Annotated in this window: 13 protein-coding genes; 5 read left to right on the top strand and 8 right to left on the bottom strand. The window is 73.7% G+C overall.

Annotated elements, in window-relative coordinates; all coding sequences use genetic code 11:
* Positions 1-34: 34 nt before the first annotated feature.
* The 4 genes from ABZ924_RS22435 to ABZ924_RS22420 all read right to left on the bottom strand — a co-directional run bounded on the left by ABZ924_RS22435 (position 35) and on the right by ABZ924_RS22420 (position 3,673).
* On the bottom strand, positions 35-310 hold the full coding sequence (locus tag ABZ924_RS22435; RefSeq protein ID WP_361912469.1) for a hypothetical protein: 276 nt from the start codon (positions 308-310) through the stop codon (positions 35-37).
* A gap of 183 nt (positions 311-493) precedes the next feature.
* A complete protein-coding gene (locus ABZ924_RS22430; protein ID WP_361912466.1) occupies positions 494-1,351 on the bottom strand; it encodes a LytTR family DNA-binding domain-containing protein in 858 nt (285 codons plus the stop codon).
* Between the two features lie 147 nt (positions 1,352-1,498).
* Complete coding sequence (locus ABZ924_RS22425; RefSeq protein WP_361912463.1) at positions 1,499-2,521, bottom strand: SCO0930 family lipoprotein; 1,023 nt, start codon at positions 2,519-2,521, stop codon at positions 1,499-1,501.
* Positions 2,522-2,647: 126 nt separating this feature from the next.
* Complete coding sequence (locus ABZ924_RS22420) at positions 2,648-3,673, bottom strand: GDSL-type esterase/lipase family protein (protein WP_361912461.1); 1,026 nt, start codon at positions 3,671-3,673, stop codon at positions 2,648-2,650.
* 306 nt (positions 3,674-3,979) lie between these two features.
* Between ABZ924_RS22420 and ABZ924_RS22415 the strand changes: the two genes are divergently transcribed.
* On the top strand, positions 3,980-5,449 hold the full coding sequence (locus ABZ924_RS22415) for an amino acid permease (protein WP_361912458.1): 1,470 nt from the start codon (positions 3,980-3,982) through the stop codon (positions 5,447-5,449).
* A gap of 10 nt (positions 5,450-5,459) precedes the next feature.
* Positions 5,460-5,915 (top strand): Lrp/AsnC family transcriptional regulator, encoded by a 456-nt coding sequence (locus ABZ924_RS22410; RefSeq protein WP_007262967.1) that lies wholly within the window; start codon positions 5,460-5,462, stop codon positions 5,913-5,915.
* A 376-nt stretch (positions 5,916-6,291) separates the two neighbouring features.
* Here the strand turns inward: ABZ924_RS22410 and ABZ924_RS22405 are convergent, their stop codons facing one another.
* The gene (locus ABZ924_RS22405) at positions 6,292-7,014 is read right to left on the bottom strand and encodes a GNAT family N-acetyltransferase (RefSeq protein ID WP_361912455.1); all 723 of its coding nucleotides are present in this window, start codon (positions 7,012-7,014) and stop codon (positions 6,292-6,294) included.
* Positions 7,015-7,431: 417 nt separating this feature from the next.
* On the opposite strand from ABZ924_RS22405, the gene ABZ924_RS22400 reads away from it, so the two are divergent.
* The 3 genes from ABZ924_RS22400 to ABZ924_RS22390 all read left to right on the top strand — a co-directional run bounded on the left by ABZ924_RS22400 (position 7,432) and on the right by ABZ924_RS22390 (position 10,626).
* Complete coding sequence (locus ABZ924_RS22400) at positions 7,432-7,815, top strand: hypothetical protein (RefSeq protein ID WP_361912452.1); 384 nt, start codon at positions 7,432-7,434, stop codon at positions 7,813-7,815.
* Positions 7,816-8,069: 254 nt separating this feature from the next.
* Entirely contained in the window at positions 8,070-8,870 is an 801-nt protein-coding gene (locus tag ABZ924_RS22395; protein WP_361912449.1) for a carbon-nitrogen hydrolase family protein, read from the top strand.
* Between the two features lie 58 nt (positions 8,871-8,928).
* Entirely contained in the window at positions 8,929-10,626 is a 1,698-nt protein-coding gene (locus ABZ924_RS22390; protein ID WP_361912446.1) for an NAD(P)/FAD-dependent oxidoreductase, read from the top strand.
* Between the two features lie 694 nt (positions 10,627-11,320).
* Here ABZ924_RS22390 and ABZ924_RS22385 read toward each other — a convergent pair.
* The 3 genes from ABZ924_RS22385 to ABZ924_RS22375 all read right to left on the bottom strand — a co-directional run bounded on the left by ABZ924_RS22385 (position 11,321) and on the right by ABZ924_RS22375 (position 14,788).
* Positions 11,321-11,962 carry a DUF5995 family protein gene (locus ABZ924_RS22385; RefSeq protein ID WP_361912443.1) on the bottom strand — a complete coding sequence of 214 codons (642 nt, stop codon included), beginning with the start codon at positions 11,960-11,962 and terminating at the stop codon, positions 11,321-11,323.
* Between the two features lie 76 nt (positions 11,963-12,038).
* Complete coding sequence (locus ABZ924_RS22380) at positions 12,039-13,466, bottom strand: solute carrier family 23 protein (protein WP_361912579.1); 1,428 nt, start codon at positions 13,464-13,466, stop codon at positions 12,039-12,041.
* A 98-nt stretch (positions 13,467-13,564) separates the two neighbouring features.
* Positions 13,565-14,788 carry an MFS transporter gene (locus tag ABZ924_RS22375; protein WP_361912440.1) on the bottom strand — a complete coding sequence of 408 codons (1,224 nt, stop codon included), beginning with the start codon at positions 14,786-14,788 and terminating at the stop codon, positions 13,565-13,567.
* Between the last annotated feature and the right edge of the window lie 310 nt (positions 14,789-15,098).

Below are 15,098 nucleotides of genomic sequence, written 5' to 3'. Positions count from 1 at the left end.
AGCGCGGCTCCGGCCCACAGCGCGTGGCTCCGGCTCACAGCGCAGGGTCGCGGTGCTCCGTGCAGTCCCTCAGCGCGATCTCCAGCTCCACGTACGAATCCTCGGCGCGCCGGAACGCCAGCCGCAGCGCGGCCTCCGCACGCGGCGGCAGCTGCCGGCGGGCCCCCTCGTTCGCCTCGTACAGCACGTCGGCCCAGCGGGCGGCGGCACTGCGCAGCCGCGCGAGGAGCACCTCGGCCTCGGCGGGCCCGGCGGGCCGGGTGCCGGGCAGTCCGGCCACCGCGTCGAGCAGCGCCTGGATCTCGGCCATCCGCACCCCCCGTGCTTCCCTCATGACCCCCGTGACCGCGGCTCCACGATAGGGGCGGCCGCGGGTTTCGCCGCCCGGCGTGGCCCGCCCTGCGACCGACGGCACCGCTGGCGCGCCGTACGCCCCCCGCGGTGCGACGAACGGCACCGGCGCGCGCCGGACGGTCGGGCCGGGCGGGCCGGTTCAGCCCGTGGCCTGGCGCATCAGGAGGTCGCGGAGCTGGCGGGCGTGGCGGCGGCTGACCTGGAGCTCGGCCGTGCCGATGCGGACGCTGGTGGCGCCGGCGTCGAGCCGCAGCTCGTCGATCCGGCGCAGCGCCACCAGGTGCCTGCGGTGGATGCGGACGAACCCGCGCGGGGCCCAGCGCTCCTCCAGGGTGGACAGCGGGATGCGGACCAGGTGGCTGCCGGCGTCGGTGTGCAGGCGGGCGTAGTCGCCCTGGGCCTCGACGTACGCGATGTCCGCGATCGCCACGAACCGGGTGACGCCCCCGAGTTCCACGGCGATCTGGTCCGCGGTGCGGTCGGCGCCGGCCCCGCCCCCCGCTGCCGGGGCGGTGCCCGCGCCGGGGGAGGGGCGCCGTTGCGCGGGGACTGCCGGCTGCGCCGGGGGAAGCGCCGGGTCGGCCGCCGACTGCCCGGCCGCGGTGCGGTCGAGTTGGGCGCAGGCCCGGCGCACCGCCTCGGCCAGCCGCTCCGGGCGCACCGGCTTCAGTACGTAGTCCACGGCCTTGAGGTCGAAGGCCTGGACGGCGAAGCCCTCATGGGCGGTGACGAACACGACCAGGGGCGGCTGCGCGAACCCGGCCAGCAGCCGGGCGATGTCCAGCCCGGTCAGCCCGGCCATGTGGATGTCGAGGAAGACCACGTCGATGCCGTCGGGCCCGTCCGGTCCGGTCTCCAGCGCCCGGGTGATCCGGCGCAGGGCCCCGGTGGCGTCCGAGGCGCCCTCGGCGCTGGTGACGCGCGGATCGGAGCGCAGCAGATACAGGAGTTCCTCGAGGAGCGGCTTCTCGTCGTCCACGGCCAGTACGCGCAGCATGCGAGGGAGTCTAGGGAGCGGCGCGCCAGGGTGGAACGGTGCGCGGCCCGCCCGCCGGGGGAGGGGGTGGCGGGGGGCCGCGCGGTCTTTCGGCCTCGTCGTGGTGCGAGGCGCGGGTCCGGGGGTCCTGGATCGGGGGCGGAGCCCTTACGAGGTCGTGATCAGCTTGCCGTCCGGCGAGACGGCGTACCAGGTGCCGCCGACGCCCTGCCCGTTGATGTCACCCGGCTTCTTGTCACCGGTGAAGGTGTAGACGGGCCAGCAGTCGATGCTCTGCTGCTTCTTGCCGTCGGGGCGGTCGAGCACCGAGAAACCCTTCTCGATGATGCCCTTGGCGTTGGCCTTGTCCACCGGGGGCACCACCGGCCACTTCGCCACGCAGTCGCCGGTGCAGTTGGAGGCCATCGGCCAGGCGGTGTCCTTCTTGAAGCGGTAGACGGTCATGCCGTTGCCGTCGACGACGTGGTCGCCGAGCTTGGGGTCCTTGGCGACGGACAGCGCACCCTGGGCCGGCTGGGCTCCTGTCCCTGCCCCGGTGCCGGAGCCGTAGCCGGTCCCCGAACCCGAGCCCGAACCCGAGCCCGAGTCCGAACCGGCCGCCGGCTTTGCTGCCTTCTTCCCGTCGGGTGCGAACGCGAACCAGGTGCCGCCCACGCCCTGCCCGTTGACCTCGCCCGCCTTGGTGTCCTTGGCGTAGCGGTACACGGGCCAGCCCGCCACGGTCAGCTGCTTGCTGCCGTCGCTGCGGACCACCTCACCGAGCAGCGAGGCGTCCATCCCGGTGGCGGCGGTCGCGTCGCCGGCCGCGACCACGGGCCAGGCCTTGGCGCAGTCGCCGTCGCAGTTGGACTTCGGCGGCTTCGCGGTGTCCTTGTCGAAGCGGTAGAGGGTGAAGCCGGCGCTGTCGGTGAGGACCGGCCCCACCTGCTCGTTCTGGGCGACGGCCAGCTGCCCGGCGGGCTTGGCACCGCTGTCCGCCCCCGCTGCGCCGCCGGCGGGGGCGGCCGAGCCCGCGCCGTAGTCGGAGCCGTAGCCGGATCCCGCGGCCTGGGCGGCGGCCCCGGCCGGCTTGGCGGCGCCGGCCTTGGTGTCGTCCCCGCCGCAGGCCGTGGCGGTCAGTGCGACGACGACTGCCACGGCGGCCAGGGTGGTTCCGCGCTTGATGCCCATCGTGATCTCTCCCGTGTGCTGTGTCCGTGTCCGGTGCGGCCGCATCCGCGGTGCGCCGGCAACTGTGCAAAGGACACGCCCCGGGAGGCCCGGTCTGTTCAACCCGATCGGTGTGGGGTGTTTCACTCAGCCCGCGTTGAACCCGGCCCGGCGCATGGCCGTGGCCACAGCGAGGCCCAGAACCCGGTGTCCGGCGTCGTTGGGGTGCAGCCCGTCCGCGAGGTGCTCGGGTCCCAGCAGGTCGCGGCCCGGCAGCAGGACCAGCCGGGCGTCCCCGGCGGCGATCCGGTCCCGGGCGGCCCGCTCCATCGCGTCGCGCAGGGCCCCCAGGGTGGCGCCCAGCCGGTTCGGGGTGCGCTCGGCATCGGGCCGCAGTACGGGCGAGAGCAGCAGCAGCGGGGTCTGCGGGTGCCCCTGGCGGACCAGGTCGAGGAAGGCGCGCGTGGTCTCGTACAGCAGGGGCACCGAATGGGGCACCCGGGTCCAGCAGTTGGTGCCGAAGGCGAGGGTGAGCGCGTCGGCGGGCAGCTCCGCGAGCTGTTCGGCGGTGGCCAGTTCCCCGCGCGCGGCGCCCGCGTACCCGAGGTTCACGGTGTCCCAGCCGAGCGCCCGCCCGGCGACGGCGGGCCAGCCGTGCGCGGGCCGGGTGGACCACCAGCCCTCGGTGATCGAGTCGCCGTGCACCACCCAGCGCGGGGCGGGCGGGGCCGGGGCGAGGCTCCCGCCGACCCCGCGCAGGCCGAGGACCAGCGGCGCCTGGGCCTCGGGCGGGTGGACGGTGAAGGGCCCGGGCCCGCCGGGCAGGTCGATGCGTACGACGGCCTCGGGGGCGGGGTCGGTCCACACCTCGCTCAGCACCCCGTGGCGGTCCCACAGCGCGAAGCCGTGCGCGAGGTCGTGCAGGGCGTCCGTGGGGCCGGGGACGGTCGCCCGGTAGCGGATCTCCACCGCCTGCGCCCCGGCCGCGGTGAACTCAAGCCGCACCCCGATCGGCAGGGTGGCCCGCTCGCCGGTGTCCCAGGGCAGCCGCATGGTGTCGGCGGGGTCGGCGCGCACCGGTCGGCGGGCCTGGTCGAGCCAGGCGACCCCGCGCAGGAACGGCCCCGGATCGAGCCAGGCCAGGGCCGTGCGGTCGGCATCATCGGCATCCATGGCGGCACGCTGCGGCAATTCTGACGGGCTGTCAAGAACGGCGGCCGGGGGTTCCGGCGCACCGATCGATCATCTGCGTGCAACAAAGGGCCATCCAGGACAGATCCGCGCAACGATCGTGCGCCAATGTGCAAGGATGGTGCATTACGGGCGGTATCTCTCAGCTCGTAGGCTCACTCGCTGTACGTGGAGTGGCGCGGACCGCCTGCTCGGCGGTTCCCCATGCCCAGACTCTTGTCTGTGTCCTGCCCGGACCGCTGCGGTCGATGCCTCAGTCCCCATCCGCAGTGTCAAAGGAGTCCCCTCGTGCTCGATCAGGGCCAGGCACCCCCGCTCTCCCAGGAGACGCGCAAGCCCGTGAACCCGCTGCTCCGTCGCAAGCCGGTCGAGCAGCTCGTCTCCGAGGGCGGGCAGGGCGAGGGCGGTACGCTGCGCCGCTCGCTCACCATGTGGCAGCTGACCATGATCAGCATCGGTGCCACGCTCGGCACCGGCATCTTCGTCGTCCTCGGCACCGCCGCCCCCAAGGCCGGCCCCGCCGTGACGATCTCCTTCGTGATCGCGGGCCTGACCGCCCTCTTCTCGGCCCTCTCCTACGCGGAGCTCGCCGGCTCCGTCCCGGTCTCGGGCTCCTCGTACTCGTACGCGTACGCCACCATGGGCGAGTTCATAGCCTGGATCTGCGGCTGGTGCCTGGTCCTCGAGTACGCCGTGTCCGTCGCGGCCGTGGCCGTCGGCTGGGGCCAGTACCTCAACGAGCTCCTCGAGGGGACCATCGGCGTCACCATCCCCGGCGCGGTCTCCGCACCGCTGGGTGAGAACGGTTTCATCAACCTGCCGGCGCTGGTCGTCGTCCTGCTGTCGATGGTCTTCCTGATGCGCGGCGCCAAGGAGAGCGCCACGGTCAACTCGATCATGGTCGGGGTGAAGATCGTCACGCTGCTGCTCTTCATCGGCATCGGCGTCATGGGCATCAAGTCCGGCAACTACACCCCGCTCGCCCCGCTCGGCGTCACCGGCATCAGCGCCGCCGCCTCCACCCTCTTCTTCTCGTACATCGGCTTCGACGCCGCCTCCACCGCAGGTGAGGAAGCCAAGGACCCGAAGAAGGACCTGCCGCGCGCGATCATGCTCTCGCTGGGCATCGTCACCGTCCTGTACGTCCTCGTCGCCTTCGTCGCCGTCGGCGCCATGCCGTGGCAGGACTTCGAGGGCACCGAGGCCGCGCTCGCCCAGATCATGACCGACGTCACCGGCACCAGCGTCTGGGGCGTCGTCCTCGCCGCCGGCGCCGTGATCGCGATCTTCTCCGTCGTCTTCGCCGTCCTCTACGGCCAGACCCGCATCCTCTTCGCGATGTCCCGCGACGGCCTCGTCCCCAAGGTCTTCGCCAAGGTCGACGAGAAGACCGGCGCCCCCCGCGCCAACGTCGTGATCGTCTCCCTCTTCTGCGGCGTCCTCGCGGCCTTCATCCCGCTGGGCAAGCTCGCCGACGCCACCAGCATCGGCACCCTCTTCGCCTTCGGCCTGGTCAACGTCGCCGTCATCATCCTGCGCCGCACCCGCCCCGACATGCCGCGCACCTTCAAGGTGACGTGGTTCCCCGTCCCGCCGATCCTGGGCTTCCTGGCCTGCGGCTACATGATGTTCAGCCTCGATATGGCCACGTGGATCGTCTTCGGTGGCTGGATGGCAGTGGGCCTCGTGTTCTACTTCCTGTACGGCATCCGCCGCTCCCGACTGGCCACGGAAGAAGTGGCCACAGCAGAGAAGTGATCCACCCGCAGTGCGATTGAACGATCTCGACGAACGCATCGTGCACGCCCTCGCCGAGGACGCCCGCCGCTCCTACGCGGACATCGGCTCCGAGGTCGGCCTCTCCGCCCCCGCCGTCAAGCGGCGCGTGGACCGGCTGCGGGCGGAGGGAGCCATCACCGGCTTCACCGTCCGCGTGGACCCCGCCGCCATGGGCTGGGAAACCGAGGGCTTCATCGAGATCTACTGCCGCCACAACACCTCGCCGGACGACATCCGGCGAGGGCTGGAGCGGTACCCCGAGGTGGTGTCCGCGTCGACCGTCACCGGCGACGCGGACGCCCTCGTCCAGGTCTTCGCCTCCGACATGCGGCACTTCGAGCGGGTCCTGGAACGCATCGCGGGCGAGCCGTTCGTGGAGCGGACCAAGTCGGTCCTGGTCCTCTCCCCCCTCCTCCGCCGCTTCACCTCCGGCGCCCCGGCGTAGCCCGGCCTCGGCCAGCCCGCGCTGTCGAGCCACCGGCTGTGTCAGCCCACCCCCTGCTTTCGAAGCGGTGGGTGGGCTTTTTCAGCCCCGCCTCCCCTTCGAAGCCGAGGGGCGGCAACTTCCGGCCTCGCCGGCGTTTGAGGCGCGAGGTTTGGGGCGGAGCCCCAAGAATCCCGGCTCCGCCGGGCACCGGGCTCTGCCCGGACCCTCCCGCAGACTTCGTCCGGGGGGACCCCCACTCAAACGCCGGCGAGGCTGCATGTGCCGACCCCCGTCACAGCCGCCGGCGGAGAGGGATGGCCGGGCCGCCGTCGCAGGCGGTGGTGGGGCTGGGTGGGCCGGGCCCCCGGCACAGGCGCCGGCGGGGCTGGAAGGGTCAAGCCGGCGGGGTGGTGGTCGGGGTGCGGAGGCCGATGAAGTGCGGGCGGCGGCGCAGGGTGAAGCCCATGGATTCGTAGAGGGCGATCGCGCCGGTGTTGTCCGCCGCCGCGTGGAGGAAGGGCCGTTCGCCGCGCTCGGCGATCGCCGCCGCCACCGCGCGGACCAGCCGGGCCGCGAGGCCCCGCCCCCGGTGGTCCGGGTGGGTGCACACCGCGCTGATCTCCGACCAGCCCGGCGGCCGCATCCGCTCACCGGCCATCGCCACCAGCCGCCCCCGGTCCCGGATCCCGAGGTACGTGCCCAGCTCGACGGTGCGCGTCAGGAACGGCCCCGGACGCGTCAGCTCCACCAGCTCCAGCATCTCCGGCACGTCGGCCGGCCCCAGCCGCACCGCCTCCGGCGCCGCCTCGGCCCGTACCGCCGCGCCGTCCAGCTGCACGCCCGCGACCGTCGCCACGGTCGTCCAGCCCTCGGGCGGGGTCAGCAGCCCCGTCACCCACACCGGTGCGTCCGGACCCGCCAGCGCCGCCAGGTCCGCCCACGCGCGCGGATCCTCCGGGTCGGCCAGGGCCGCGAACGGCGAGGCGTCCTCGACGTACCGGGCCGAGAGCCCTGCGGGACCGGTCTCGGCGAAGCCGCCGCTCGGCCCGGTCAGCGCGGCCCACACCGGGTTGTCGAGGACATGGACGGCCGCGGCCGCGGTGGAGTCGGGCGACATGGGAGAACGGGCTCCTCTCGGTCCGGCGGGCGACCCGGGCCGCCCACACCTTCTTGACGGCCCTGCGCACCGCCACGAGACTGCTGGGGACGACGGTCAGGAAGGTCAGCGTCCGCCGTGAGCGGCTTTATGCCCGAGAAGAGGACGGAGCCGGTGGAGATGGCCACAGCAGCAGTCGCGGAGGCACAGACCCTCCGGCGCTGGTGGCTGACCCGGCGCCTGCACATCGACCTCCTGCGCGTCTGCAGCGCCTTCCGCGCCGCCGCCTGACCTTCCCGCTTCCGTACGCCCGCCGCGTCCGCCGCACCCGCCGGCCTCCGCCGCCGCGCCGCCCCGGCCGCGTACGTCCCCCCGCACGGCCCCCGTGACCCGGCGCGCAGCATGCCGCCGGGCGTTCCGCCACGCCCCAGGAGAGTCATGCTTCAGATGGTCCTGCCCCGCACCGGCCCGGCCCCCGTCCTGCGCGGCCGCATCGGATCCGGCTTCTCGCCCGTACCGCACCGCTACCGCCTCTACCTGTCCGCCGACTGTCCCCACTCCGCGCGCGTCGCCGCCGCGCTGAGCACGCTCGGCCTCGAGCACGCCGTCGCCACCACCCTGCTCGGCTCCCCGGCCTCGTACGCCGCCCTGCGCTGCGCCTACGAGGCCGCCGGCCACCACTACGACGGCACCCTGACCGTCCCCGCCCTCTGCGACACCTGGAGCGGCCGCATCATCGGCAACGACACCCCCGACATCCTCGAGGACCTCCGCCGCCTCAGCGCCCACCCCTCCTTCCGCTCCTTCCGCGCGGCGTCCTAGCCCGGCGCTCGACCACCAGCGCAACCGGATCCTGCCGGCCGGCCCCGTACCCTGGGGGCCGAGCCCGCCCCGCGGCCGCAGCGTTTCGCCCCGGGCCGGGCAAAGCGCCGACCCCCGCGCAACGAATCGCCGCCCCGCCGCCGAAACGCGCAACGAATCGATGCTCGCAGCGCAACGGTCACGGCTTGTCCGGGTCGAACGCCGAAACGTACCTTCGTAGGACACCCCACCCCTCCTGCCCCAGAGGTACGCCCATGCCCCCGCTGCGCACCGCCCTCCTCCAGAGCTCCGGCCGGCTCGGCGACACCGCCGACAACCTCAAGGCGCTCGACGAGGCCGCGGCGCGCGCCGCACAGGCGGGTGCCGGGCTCCTCGTGACCTCGGAGATGTTCCTCACCGGCTACGCCCTGCCGGTCGAGGAGATCGCCGCCCTCGCCGAGGCCGCCGACGGCATGTCGGCCCGCGCCATCGGCGAGATCGCCCGCCGCCACGGTGTCGCCGTCCTCTACGGCTACCCCGAGCGCGACGGCGAGACGGTCTACAACTCGGCGCAGCTCGTCGGACCGGACGGGGCCCGGCTGGCGAACTACCGCAAGACCCACCTCTTCGGCTGCTTCGAGCAGGAGGCCTTCACCCCCGGCGACACCCCCGTCGTCCAGGCGGACCTCGGCGGCCTCCGCATCGGCATCATGATCTGCTACGACGTGGAGTTCCCGGAGAACGTCCGGGCCCACGCGCTGGCCGGCACCGACCTCCTCCTGGTGCCGACCGCGCAGATGCACCCGTTCCAGTTCGTGGCCGAACAGCTCGTCCCCGTACGGGCCTTCGAGAACCAGATGTACATCGCGTACGTCAACCGCACCGGCCCCGAGGGCGAGTTCGAGTTCGTCGGACTCAGCTGCCTGGCCGCCCCCGACGGTGCCACCCGCACCCGGGCCGGCCGCGGCGAGGAGACGGTGATCGGCGAGGTCGATCCCGAGCTGCTGCGGGCCTCGCGCGAGAACAACCCGTACCTGCGCGACCGCCGCCCCGGGCTCTACGCCTCCCTCGTCTGAGCCCTCCGCGCCCCCTGAGCCCCTCCCCCCAGCCCCACCCTGCAAGGAGTCGTACCCCATGACGTCCACGGTGCCCACGACCGCCGTTCCGCACAGCGACGGCCAGCCGCCGATCACCATGTTCGGCCCGGACTTCCCGTACGCGTACGACGACTTCCTCGCGCACCCCGCGGGCCTGGGCCAGATACCGGCGACCGAGCACGGCACCGAGGTCGCGGTCATCGGCGGCGGCCTGTCCGGCATCATCTCCGCCTACGAGCTGATGAAGATGGGCCTCAAGCCCGTCGTGTACGAGGCCGACCAGATCGGCGGCCGCCTGCGCACCGTCGGCTTCGAGGGCCCCGGCACCGAGGGCCTCACCGCGGAGATGGGCGCCATGCGCTTCCCGCCCTCCTCCACGGCCCTGCAGCACTACATCGACCTCGTGGGCCTGCAGACCCAGCCCTTCCCGAACCCGCTCGCCGAGGCCACCCCCTCGACGGTCGTCGACCTCAAGGGCGAGACCCACTACGCCGAGACGATCGCCGACCTCCCGCAGATCTACCGCGACGTCGCCGAGGCGTGGAACGCGTGCCTCGACGAGGGCGCCGACTTCTCCGACATGAACACCGCGATGCGCGAGCGGGACGTCCCGCGCATCCGCGAGATCTGGGCCAAGCTCGTCGAGAAGCTCGACAACCAGACCTTCTACGGCTTCCTGTGCGAGTCGGAGGCCTTCAAGTCCTTCCGCAAGCGCGAGATCTTCGGCCAGGTCGGCTTCGGCACCGGCGGCTGGGACACCGACTTCCCGAACTCCATCCTGGAGATCCTGCGCGTCGTCTACACCGAGGCCGACGACCACCACCGCGGCATCGTCGGCGGCTCGCAGCAGCTGCCGATGCGCCTGTGGGAGCGGGAGCCCGAGAAGATCGTGCACTGGGCCCAGGGCACCTCGCTGTCCTCCCTGCACGAGGGCGCCCCGCGTCCGGCGGTCACCCGCCTGCACCGCACCGCCGGCAACCGCATCACGGTGACGGACGCCGCCGGCGACATCCGCACGTACCGTGCCGCCATCTTCACCGCGCAGTCGTGGATGCTCCTCTCCAAGATCGAGTGCGACGACACGCTGTTCCCGATCGACCACTGGACGGCGATCGAGCGCACCCACTACATGGAGTCCTCGAAGCTCTTCATCCCGGTGGACCGCCCGTTCTGGCTGGACAAGGACGAGGAGACCGGCCGCGACGTCATGTCGATGACGCTGACGGACCGGATGACCCGCGGCACCTACCTGCTGGACAACGGCCCGGACCAGCCCGCCGTCATCTGCCTCTCCTACACCTGGTGCGACGACAGCCTGAAGTGGCTGCCGCTGTCCGCGAGCGAGCGGATGGAGGTCATGCTGAAGTCCCTCGGGGAGATCTACCCGAAGGTCGACATCCGCCGGCACATCATCGGCAACCCGGTGACGGTGTCGTGGGAGAACGAGCCGTACTTCATGGGCGCGTTCAAGGCCAACCTGCCGGGCCACTACCGCTACCAGCGGCGCCTGTTCACGCACTTCATGCAGGACCGCCTGCCGGAGGACAAGCGGGGCATCTTCCTCGCCGGCGACGACATCTCCTGGACGGCCGGCTGGGCCGAGGGTGCCGTGCAGACCGCGCTGAACGCGGTCTGGGGCGTCATGCACCACCTGGGCGGCGCCACGGACGCCACCAACCCCGGCCCGGGCGACGTCTACGACGAGATCGCCCCGGTCGAACTCCCGGAGGACTGACCCTCCGGGCCCCCGCCCGCCGGGCCGCCGCCCACGAACGCGACGGCGGCCCACCCCTCCGTCCCCACCCGGGGCGCCGCCCCAGAGCCCGGCACATTCAGCCTCGCCGGCGCTTGAGGCGCCCCGGTGCCCGGCGGATCCGGGTTTGCTGGGAGCTGCCCCAGTCCCCGCGCCTCAAACGCCGGCGGGGCTGGTGTTGGCGAACCTCGGCTTCGAATGCGGGCCGGCAATTCTGGCCCGGCCGGAGGCCGGATCGGCCTGCCTGTCCCTTGGACGAAGGTCCGGCAGTTTCAGCCTCGCCGGCGTCTGAGGCGCGGGGTCTGGGGCGGAGCCCCAGAAGCCCAGCCGGCTCCGCCGACGCGTGACGCGGGGCCTGCCATCTCGGCTTCCGCCGACGCTCGGGACGGGGGTCCGGCAAAATCCAGCCCCGCCGGCGTTTGAGGCGCGGGGTTTGGGGCGGCGCCCCAAGGAACCCGGCTCTGCCGGGCACCGGGCTCCGCCCGGACCGCGCCTCAAACGCCGGCGAGGCTGGATTTTGCCGACTCTCGCCTTCGAAGGCGGGTGGTTCCTGCCCTTGGCTGCGCATGCGGGGCGGGCCTCGGGGCGGTTCCCATTCGTCTCTGACGGGGGGCAGCACATCCAGCCCCGCCGGCGTTTGAGGCGCGGGGGCGGGGTCAGCGCCCCGGGGGAGGGGTCAGGCCGTGGGGGTCAGGAGGCAGCGGCCTACCAGGCCGACGCCCGCGTCGAGGGATTCGGCGAATTCCTCGGCCAGGTCGGGGGAGCGGCGCAGCCCCCACAGCAGGCGGGCCGCCGACCACGCAGCCCCCCGCGCCCGCTCCAGGCTCCACGACCCGAGCAGATGCGTCAGCGGATCGGCGACCTCCAGCAGGTCGGGCCCCGGCATCAGGTCCTCCCGGATGCGCTCCTCCAGGCAGACCAGCGTGTCGCCGACCCGGTCGAAGTCCGCCTCCAGGGCCCCCGGTTCGCACTTCAGAGCCCGGCACGTGGAGACCACCGCCAGCGCCAGGTCGTGGCCGATGTGCGCGTTGATCCCGGCCAGCGCGTACTGCAGCGGCCGCACCCCGGGGTGCCGCCGGTACTGCAGCAGCGGCCGCCAGCACGCCGGCGCCCGCTCCGCCTCCACCGCCGCGAGGTACCGCTCGGCGAACCGCACGCTCAGCGCCTCCGCCCGCCGGGGCGCGGGGAACCCGCCGCGGCGGATGCCCTCGTACAGCGTCTCCGTCACCGTCAGGTACACCCGGTTGAAGACGGCGACCCCGTCCCGCGCCGGGAGCCGCTCGTCCAGGGCGCGCATCCGCGCGAGCACCGCTTCCATGCCTGGCAGCGTCCCAGGCGGCGGGGCGGACGCGCGGAACTTGGCCGCGTGCTTCGCCGGTTCGGGCGAACCGGGTTCAGGAACGCGTGTCGGTCCCGGGGCCGGCACCGGGTCCGGCCTCGGTCCCGTCCGCGTTCTCGTCGTACGTGGACGTGCCCTCGTCCAGCAGCGGCTCCTGCTCCTTCATGTGGGCCGGGGCGAAGAACCGCAGCGCGTGGTAGCCCGTGATGACCACGATCGAGCCGAGGGCGATCCCGCCGAGCTCGAAGCCCTCGGTCAGCTGCAGCTTCACGCCGCCGATGCCGATGATGATGCCCGCCGCGGCCGGCACCAGGTTCAGCGGATTGCGCAGGTCCACCCGCCCGCTCCGCCAAATCTGCGCGCCGAGCAGGCCGATCATGCCGTACAGGATGACGGTGATGCCGCCGAGCACCCCGCCGGGGATCGCGGCGACGACCGCGCCGAACTTCGGGCACAGGCCGAAGAGGAGGGCGAAGCCGGCGGCCGCCCAGTAGGCCGCCGTCGAGTAGACCCGGGTGGCGGCCATGACGCCGATGTTCTCGGAGTACGTGGTGTTCGGCGGGCCGCCGACCGCCGTGGACAGCATGGAGGCCGCGCCGTCGGCGGCGATCGCCGTGCCGAGGGTGTCGTCGAGCCGGTCGCCGGTCATCTCGCCGACGGCCTTGATGTGCCCGGCGTTCTCCGCGATCAGGGCGATCACCACCGGCAGCGCGATCAGGATCGCCGACCACTCGAACTGCGGGGCGTGGAAGGACGGCAGGCCGATCCAGTCGGCCTTGGCGACACCGGAGAGGTCGAGCCGCCAGTGGTCGACGGCCTCGGGGCCGCCCACCGTCGAGTGGATCTTGCCGAAGAGCAGGTCGAAGAGGGCGGAGACCGCGTACCCGAAGACCAGCCCCAGGAAGATCGCGATGCGCGACCAGAAGCCGCGCAGGCACACCACGGCCATCCCGGTGAACAGCATCACCAGCAGCGCCGTCCACTGGTCCTGCGGCCAGTACGTCGAGGCCGTCACCGGCGCCAGGTTGAAGCCGATCAGCATCACCACCGCGCCCGTCACCACCGGCGGCATCGCCGCGTGGATGATCCGCGCCCCGAACCGCTGCACGGCCAGCCCGGCCAGGAACAGGGCCGCCCCCACGGTGAAGACGGCGCCGGTGACCACCGCGCTGTCCCCGCCCGAGGCCCGGATCGCCGCCGCCACGCCCACGAACGACAGCGAGCAGCCGAGGTACGAGGGCACCCGGCCGCGGGTGGTCAGCAGGAAGACGATCGTGGCGACGCCGGACATCATGATGGCGAGGTTCGGGTCCAGGCCCATCAGGACCGGCGCGACGAAGCTCGCGCCGAACATCGCCACGACGTGCTGGGCGCCGAGCCCTGCCGTACGCGGCCACGACAGCCGCTCGTCCGGCCGCACCACCGCCCCGGGGGCGGGGGTCCGCCCGTCTCCGTGCAGGGTCCAGCGCAGGCCGAAGCCCATGTTCCACCACTTCCGTCGAGTCGACTGATCGAGCATCCTGGCCGCAACCGCACGCACGGCGCACGGCGCACGGCCCACGGCGCAGGGCCAGCGTTATATTACGGCCGGGTACCGGCGGTTTCGCCCCGATTGCCGCAGGCCCCCTCCACCGCCGGGAGCGGCCGCTGCCGCAGCACCGCCGCGCCCGCGGTCAGCCCGAGCGCCAGCAGCGTGACCAGGGCGAAGGAGCCGACCAGCGAGGTCGCGTCGGCCACCGCGCCGATCGCCGCCGGGGCGATCAGACCCGAGGTGTACGTGATCGTCGCGACGCCGGCGATGGCCTGCGCGGGGGCCGGACCGCTGCGCGCGGCCGCCGCGAACGCCAGCGGCACCACCACCGCGACCCCGAGCCCGATCAGCCCGAACCCGGCGATCGCGGCCGCCGGGTGGCGGGCCGTCACCACGAGCAGCCCGCCGGCCGTGGCCAGCGCACCGCCCGCGCGGACCGTGCGGACCGGCCCGAACCGGTCGACCACCCGGTCCCCGGCCAGGCGGGCGGCGGCCATGGTCAGGGCGAAGGCGGTGGTGCAGGCGGCGGCGAGGCCGGCGTCCGTGCCGAGCGCGTCCTGCAGGTAGACCGCCGACCAGTCCAGGCTCGCGCCCTCCGCGAAGACCGCGCAGAACCCGACCGCACCGATCAGCAGGGCCGACCGCGGGGGCAGGGCGAAGTGCGGCGGCGCCGCCTCCTCCGGCGTGCTGCGCAGGTCCAGCACCCCGCGTACGGCGAACAGCCCGGCGGCCGTCAGGCCGAGCGCGGCGAGGAGGTGGTGGAGCCGGGCGTCGGCCCCGGTATGGGCGGCGGCGGTGCCGGCCGCCGAGCCGAGCAGTGCGCCCGTGCTCCACATGCCGTGCAGCGAGGACATGATCGAACGGCCGAGCCGGTTCTCGGTCTCGACGCCGAGGGCGTTCATGGCCACGTCCGACAGGCCGGAGGCGGCCCCGTACACGAGGAGCGCGGCGCACAGGGTGGGCAGGTCCGGGGCGAGGGCCGGCAGCGCGAGGGAGAGCGTCCACAGCGACAGCAGCACGCGCAGCGCGGTGCGGGCCCCGAGCCGGTGGTTGACCCGCCCGGCGAGAGGCATGGCGGCCGCCGCCCCGAGCGCGGGGAACGCCAACGCCAGACCGAGGCTCCCCGCCCCGAGCCCGGCATGGTCCTGGATCCAGGGGATCCGGGTGGCGAAGGAGCCGGTGACGGCCCCGTGCACACAGAAAACGGCGGCAATGGCGACGCGGGCGCGGCGCAGCCGCCCGGCGCCGGATCCGTCTTCCCCGGGCGGCCTCATACCCCCACGCTAGCCGCACCACCCCCGCTCCGGACCACCCCCCGGACGGACCGGTCCCGACCACGCTCGGGGCCCCCGGCCGGGACCGGTGCGGCCCCGCTGCGGTTGCCGGGACCCTACGGGCTGCTGCGGTTGCCGGGCCCTGCGGGGCTGTCCCCTCCCCACCCTTCCCCCGTTCCCCGGGCTGCGCCCGGACCCCACCGGGCTGCGCCCGCCCCCGGGCTGCGCCCGGACCCCACCGGGCTGCGCCCGCCCCCGGGCTGCGCCCGGACCCCACCGGGCTGCGCCCGCCCCCGGGCTGCGCCCGGAC

It is taken from the genome of Streptomyces sp. NPDC046876, from assembly GCF_040645035.1.
GTDB lineage: Bacteria > Actinomycetota > Actinomycetes > Streptomycetales > Streptomycetaceae > Streptomyces.
The sequence above is the reverse complement of the archived record's forward strand: the minus strand, read 5'-3'. Positions and strand labels throughout refer to the sequence as shown.

Bases quoted from the DNA above. Each gene is read 5' to 3' on its own strand.
- ABZ924_RS22435 (WP_361912469.1), bottom strand. From the start codon at position 310: ATGGCCGAGATCCAGGCGCTGCTCGACGCGGTGGCCGGACTGCCCGGC.
- ABZ924_RS22430 (WP_361912466.1), bottom strand. From the start codon at position 1,351: ATGCTGCGCGTACTGGCCGTGGACGACGAGAAGCCGCTCCTCGAGGAA.
- ABZ924_RS22425 (WP_361912463.1), bottom strand. From the start codon at position 2,521: ATGGGCATCAAGCGCGGAACCACCCTGGCCGCCGTGGCAGTCGTCGTC.
- ABZ924_RS22420 (WP_361912461.1), bottom strand. From the start codon at position 3,673: ATGGATGCCGATGATGCCGACCGCACGGCCCTGGCCTGGCTCGATCCG.
- ABZ924_RS22405 (WP_361912455.1), bottom strand. From the start codon at position 7,014: ATGTCGCCCGACTCCACCGCGGCCGCGGCCGTCCATGTCCTCGACAAC.
- ABZ924_RS22400 (WP_361912452.1), top strand. From the start codon at position 7,432: ATGCTTCAGATGGTCCTGCCCCGCACCGGCCCGGCCCCCGTCCTGCGC.
- ABZ924_RS22395 (WP_361912449.1), top strand. From the start codon at position 8,070: ATGCCCCCGCTGCGCACCGCCCTCCTCCAGAGCTCCGGCCGGCTCGGC.
- ABZ924_RS22390 (WP_361912446.1), top strand. From the start codon at position 8,929: ATGACGTCCACGGTGCCCACGACCGCCGTTCCGCACAGCGACGGCCAG.
- ABZ924_RS22385 (WP_361912443.1), bottom strand. From the start codon at position 11,962: ATGGAAGCGGTGCTCGCGCGGATGCGCGCCCTGGACGAGCGGCTCCCG.
- ABZ924_RS22380 (WP_361912579.1), bottom strand. From the start codon at position 13,466: ATGGGCTTCGGCCTGCGCTGGACCCTGCACGGAGACGGGCGGACCCCC.
- ABZ924_RS22375 (WP_361912440.1), bottom strand. From the start codon at position 14,788: ATGAGGCCGCCCGGGGAAGACGGATCCGGCGCCGGGCGGCTGCGCCGC.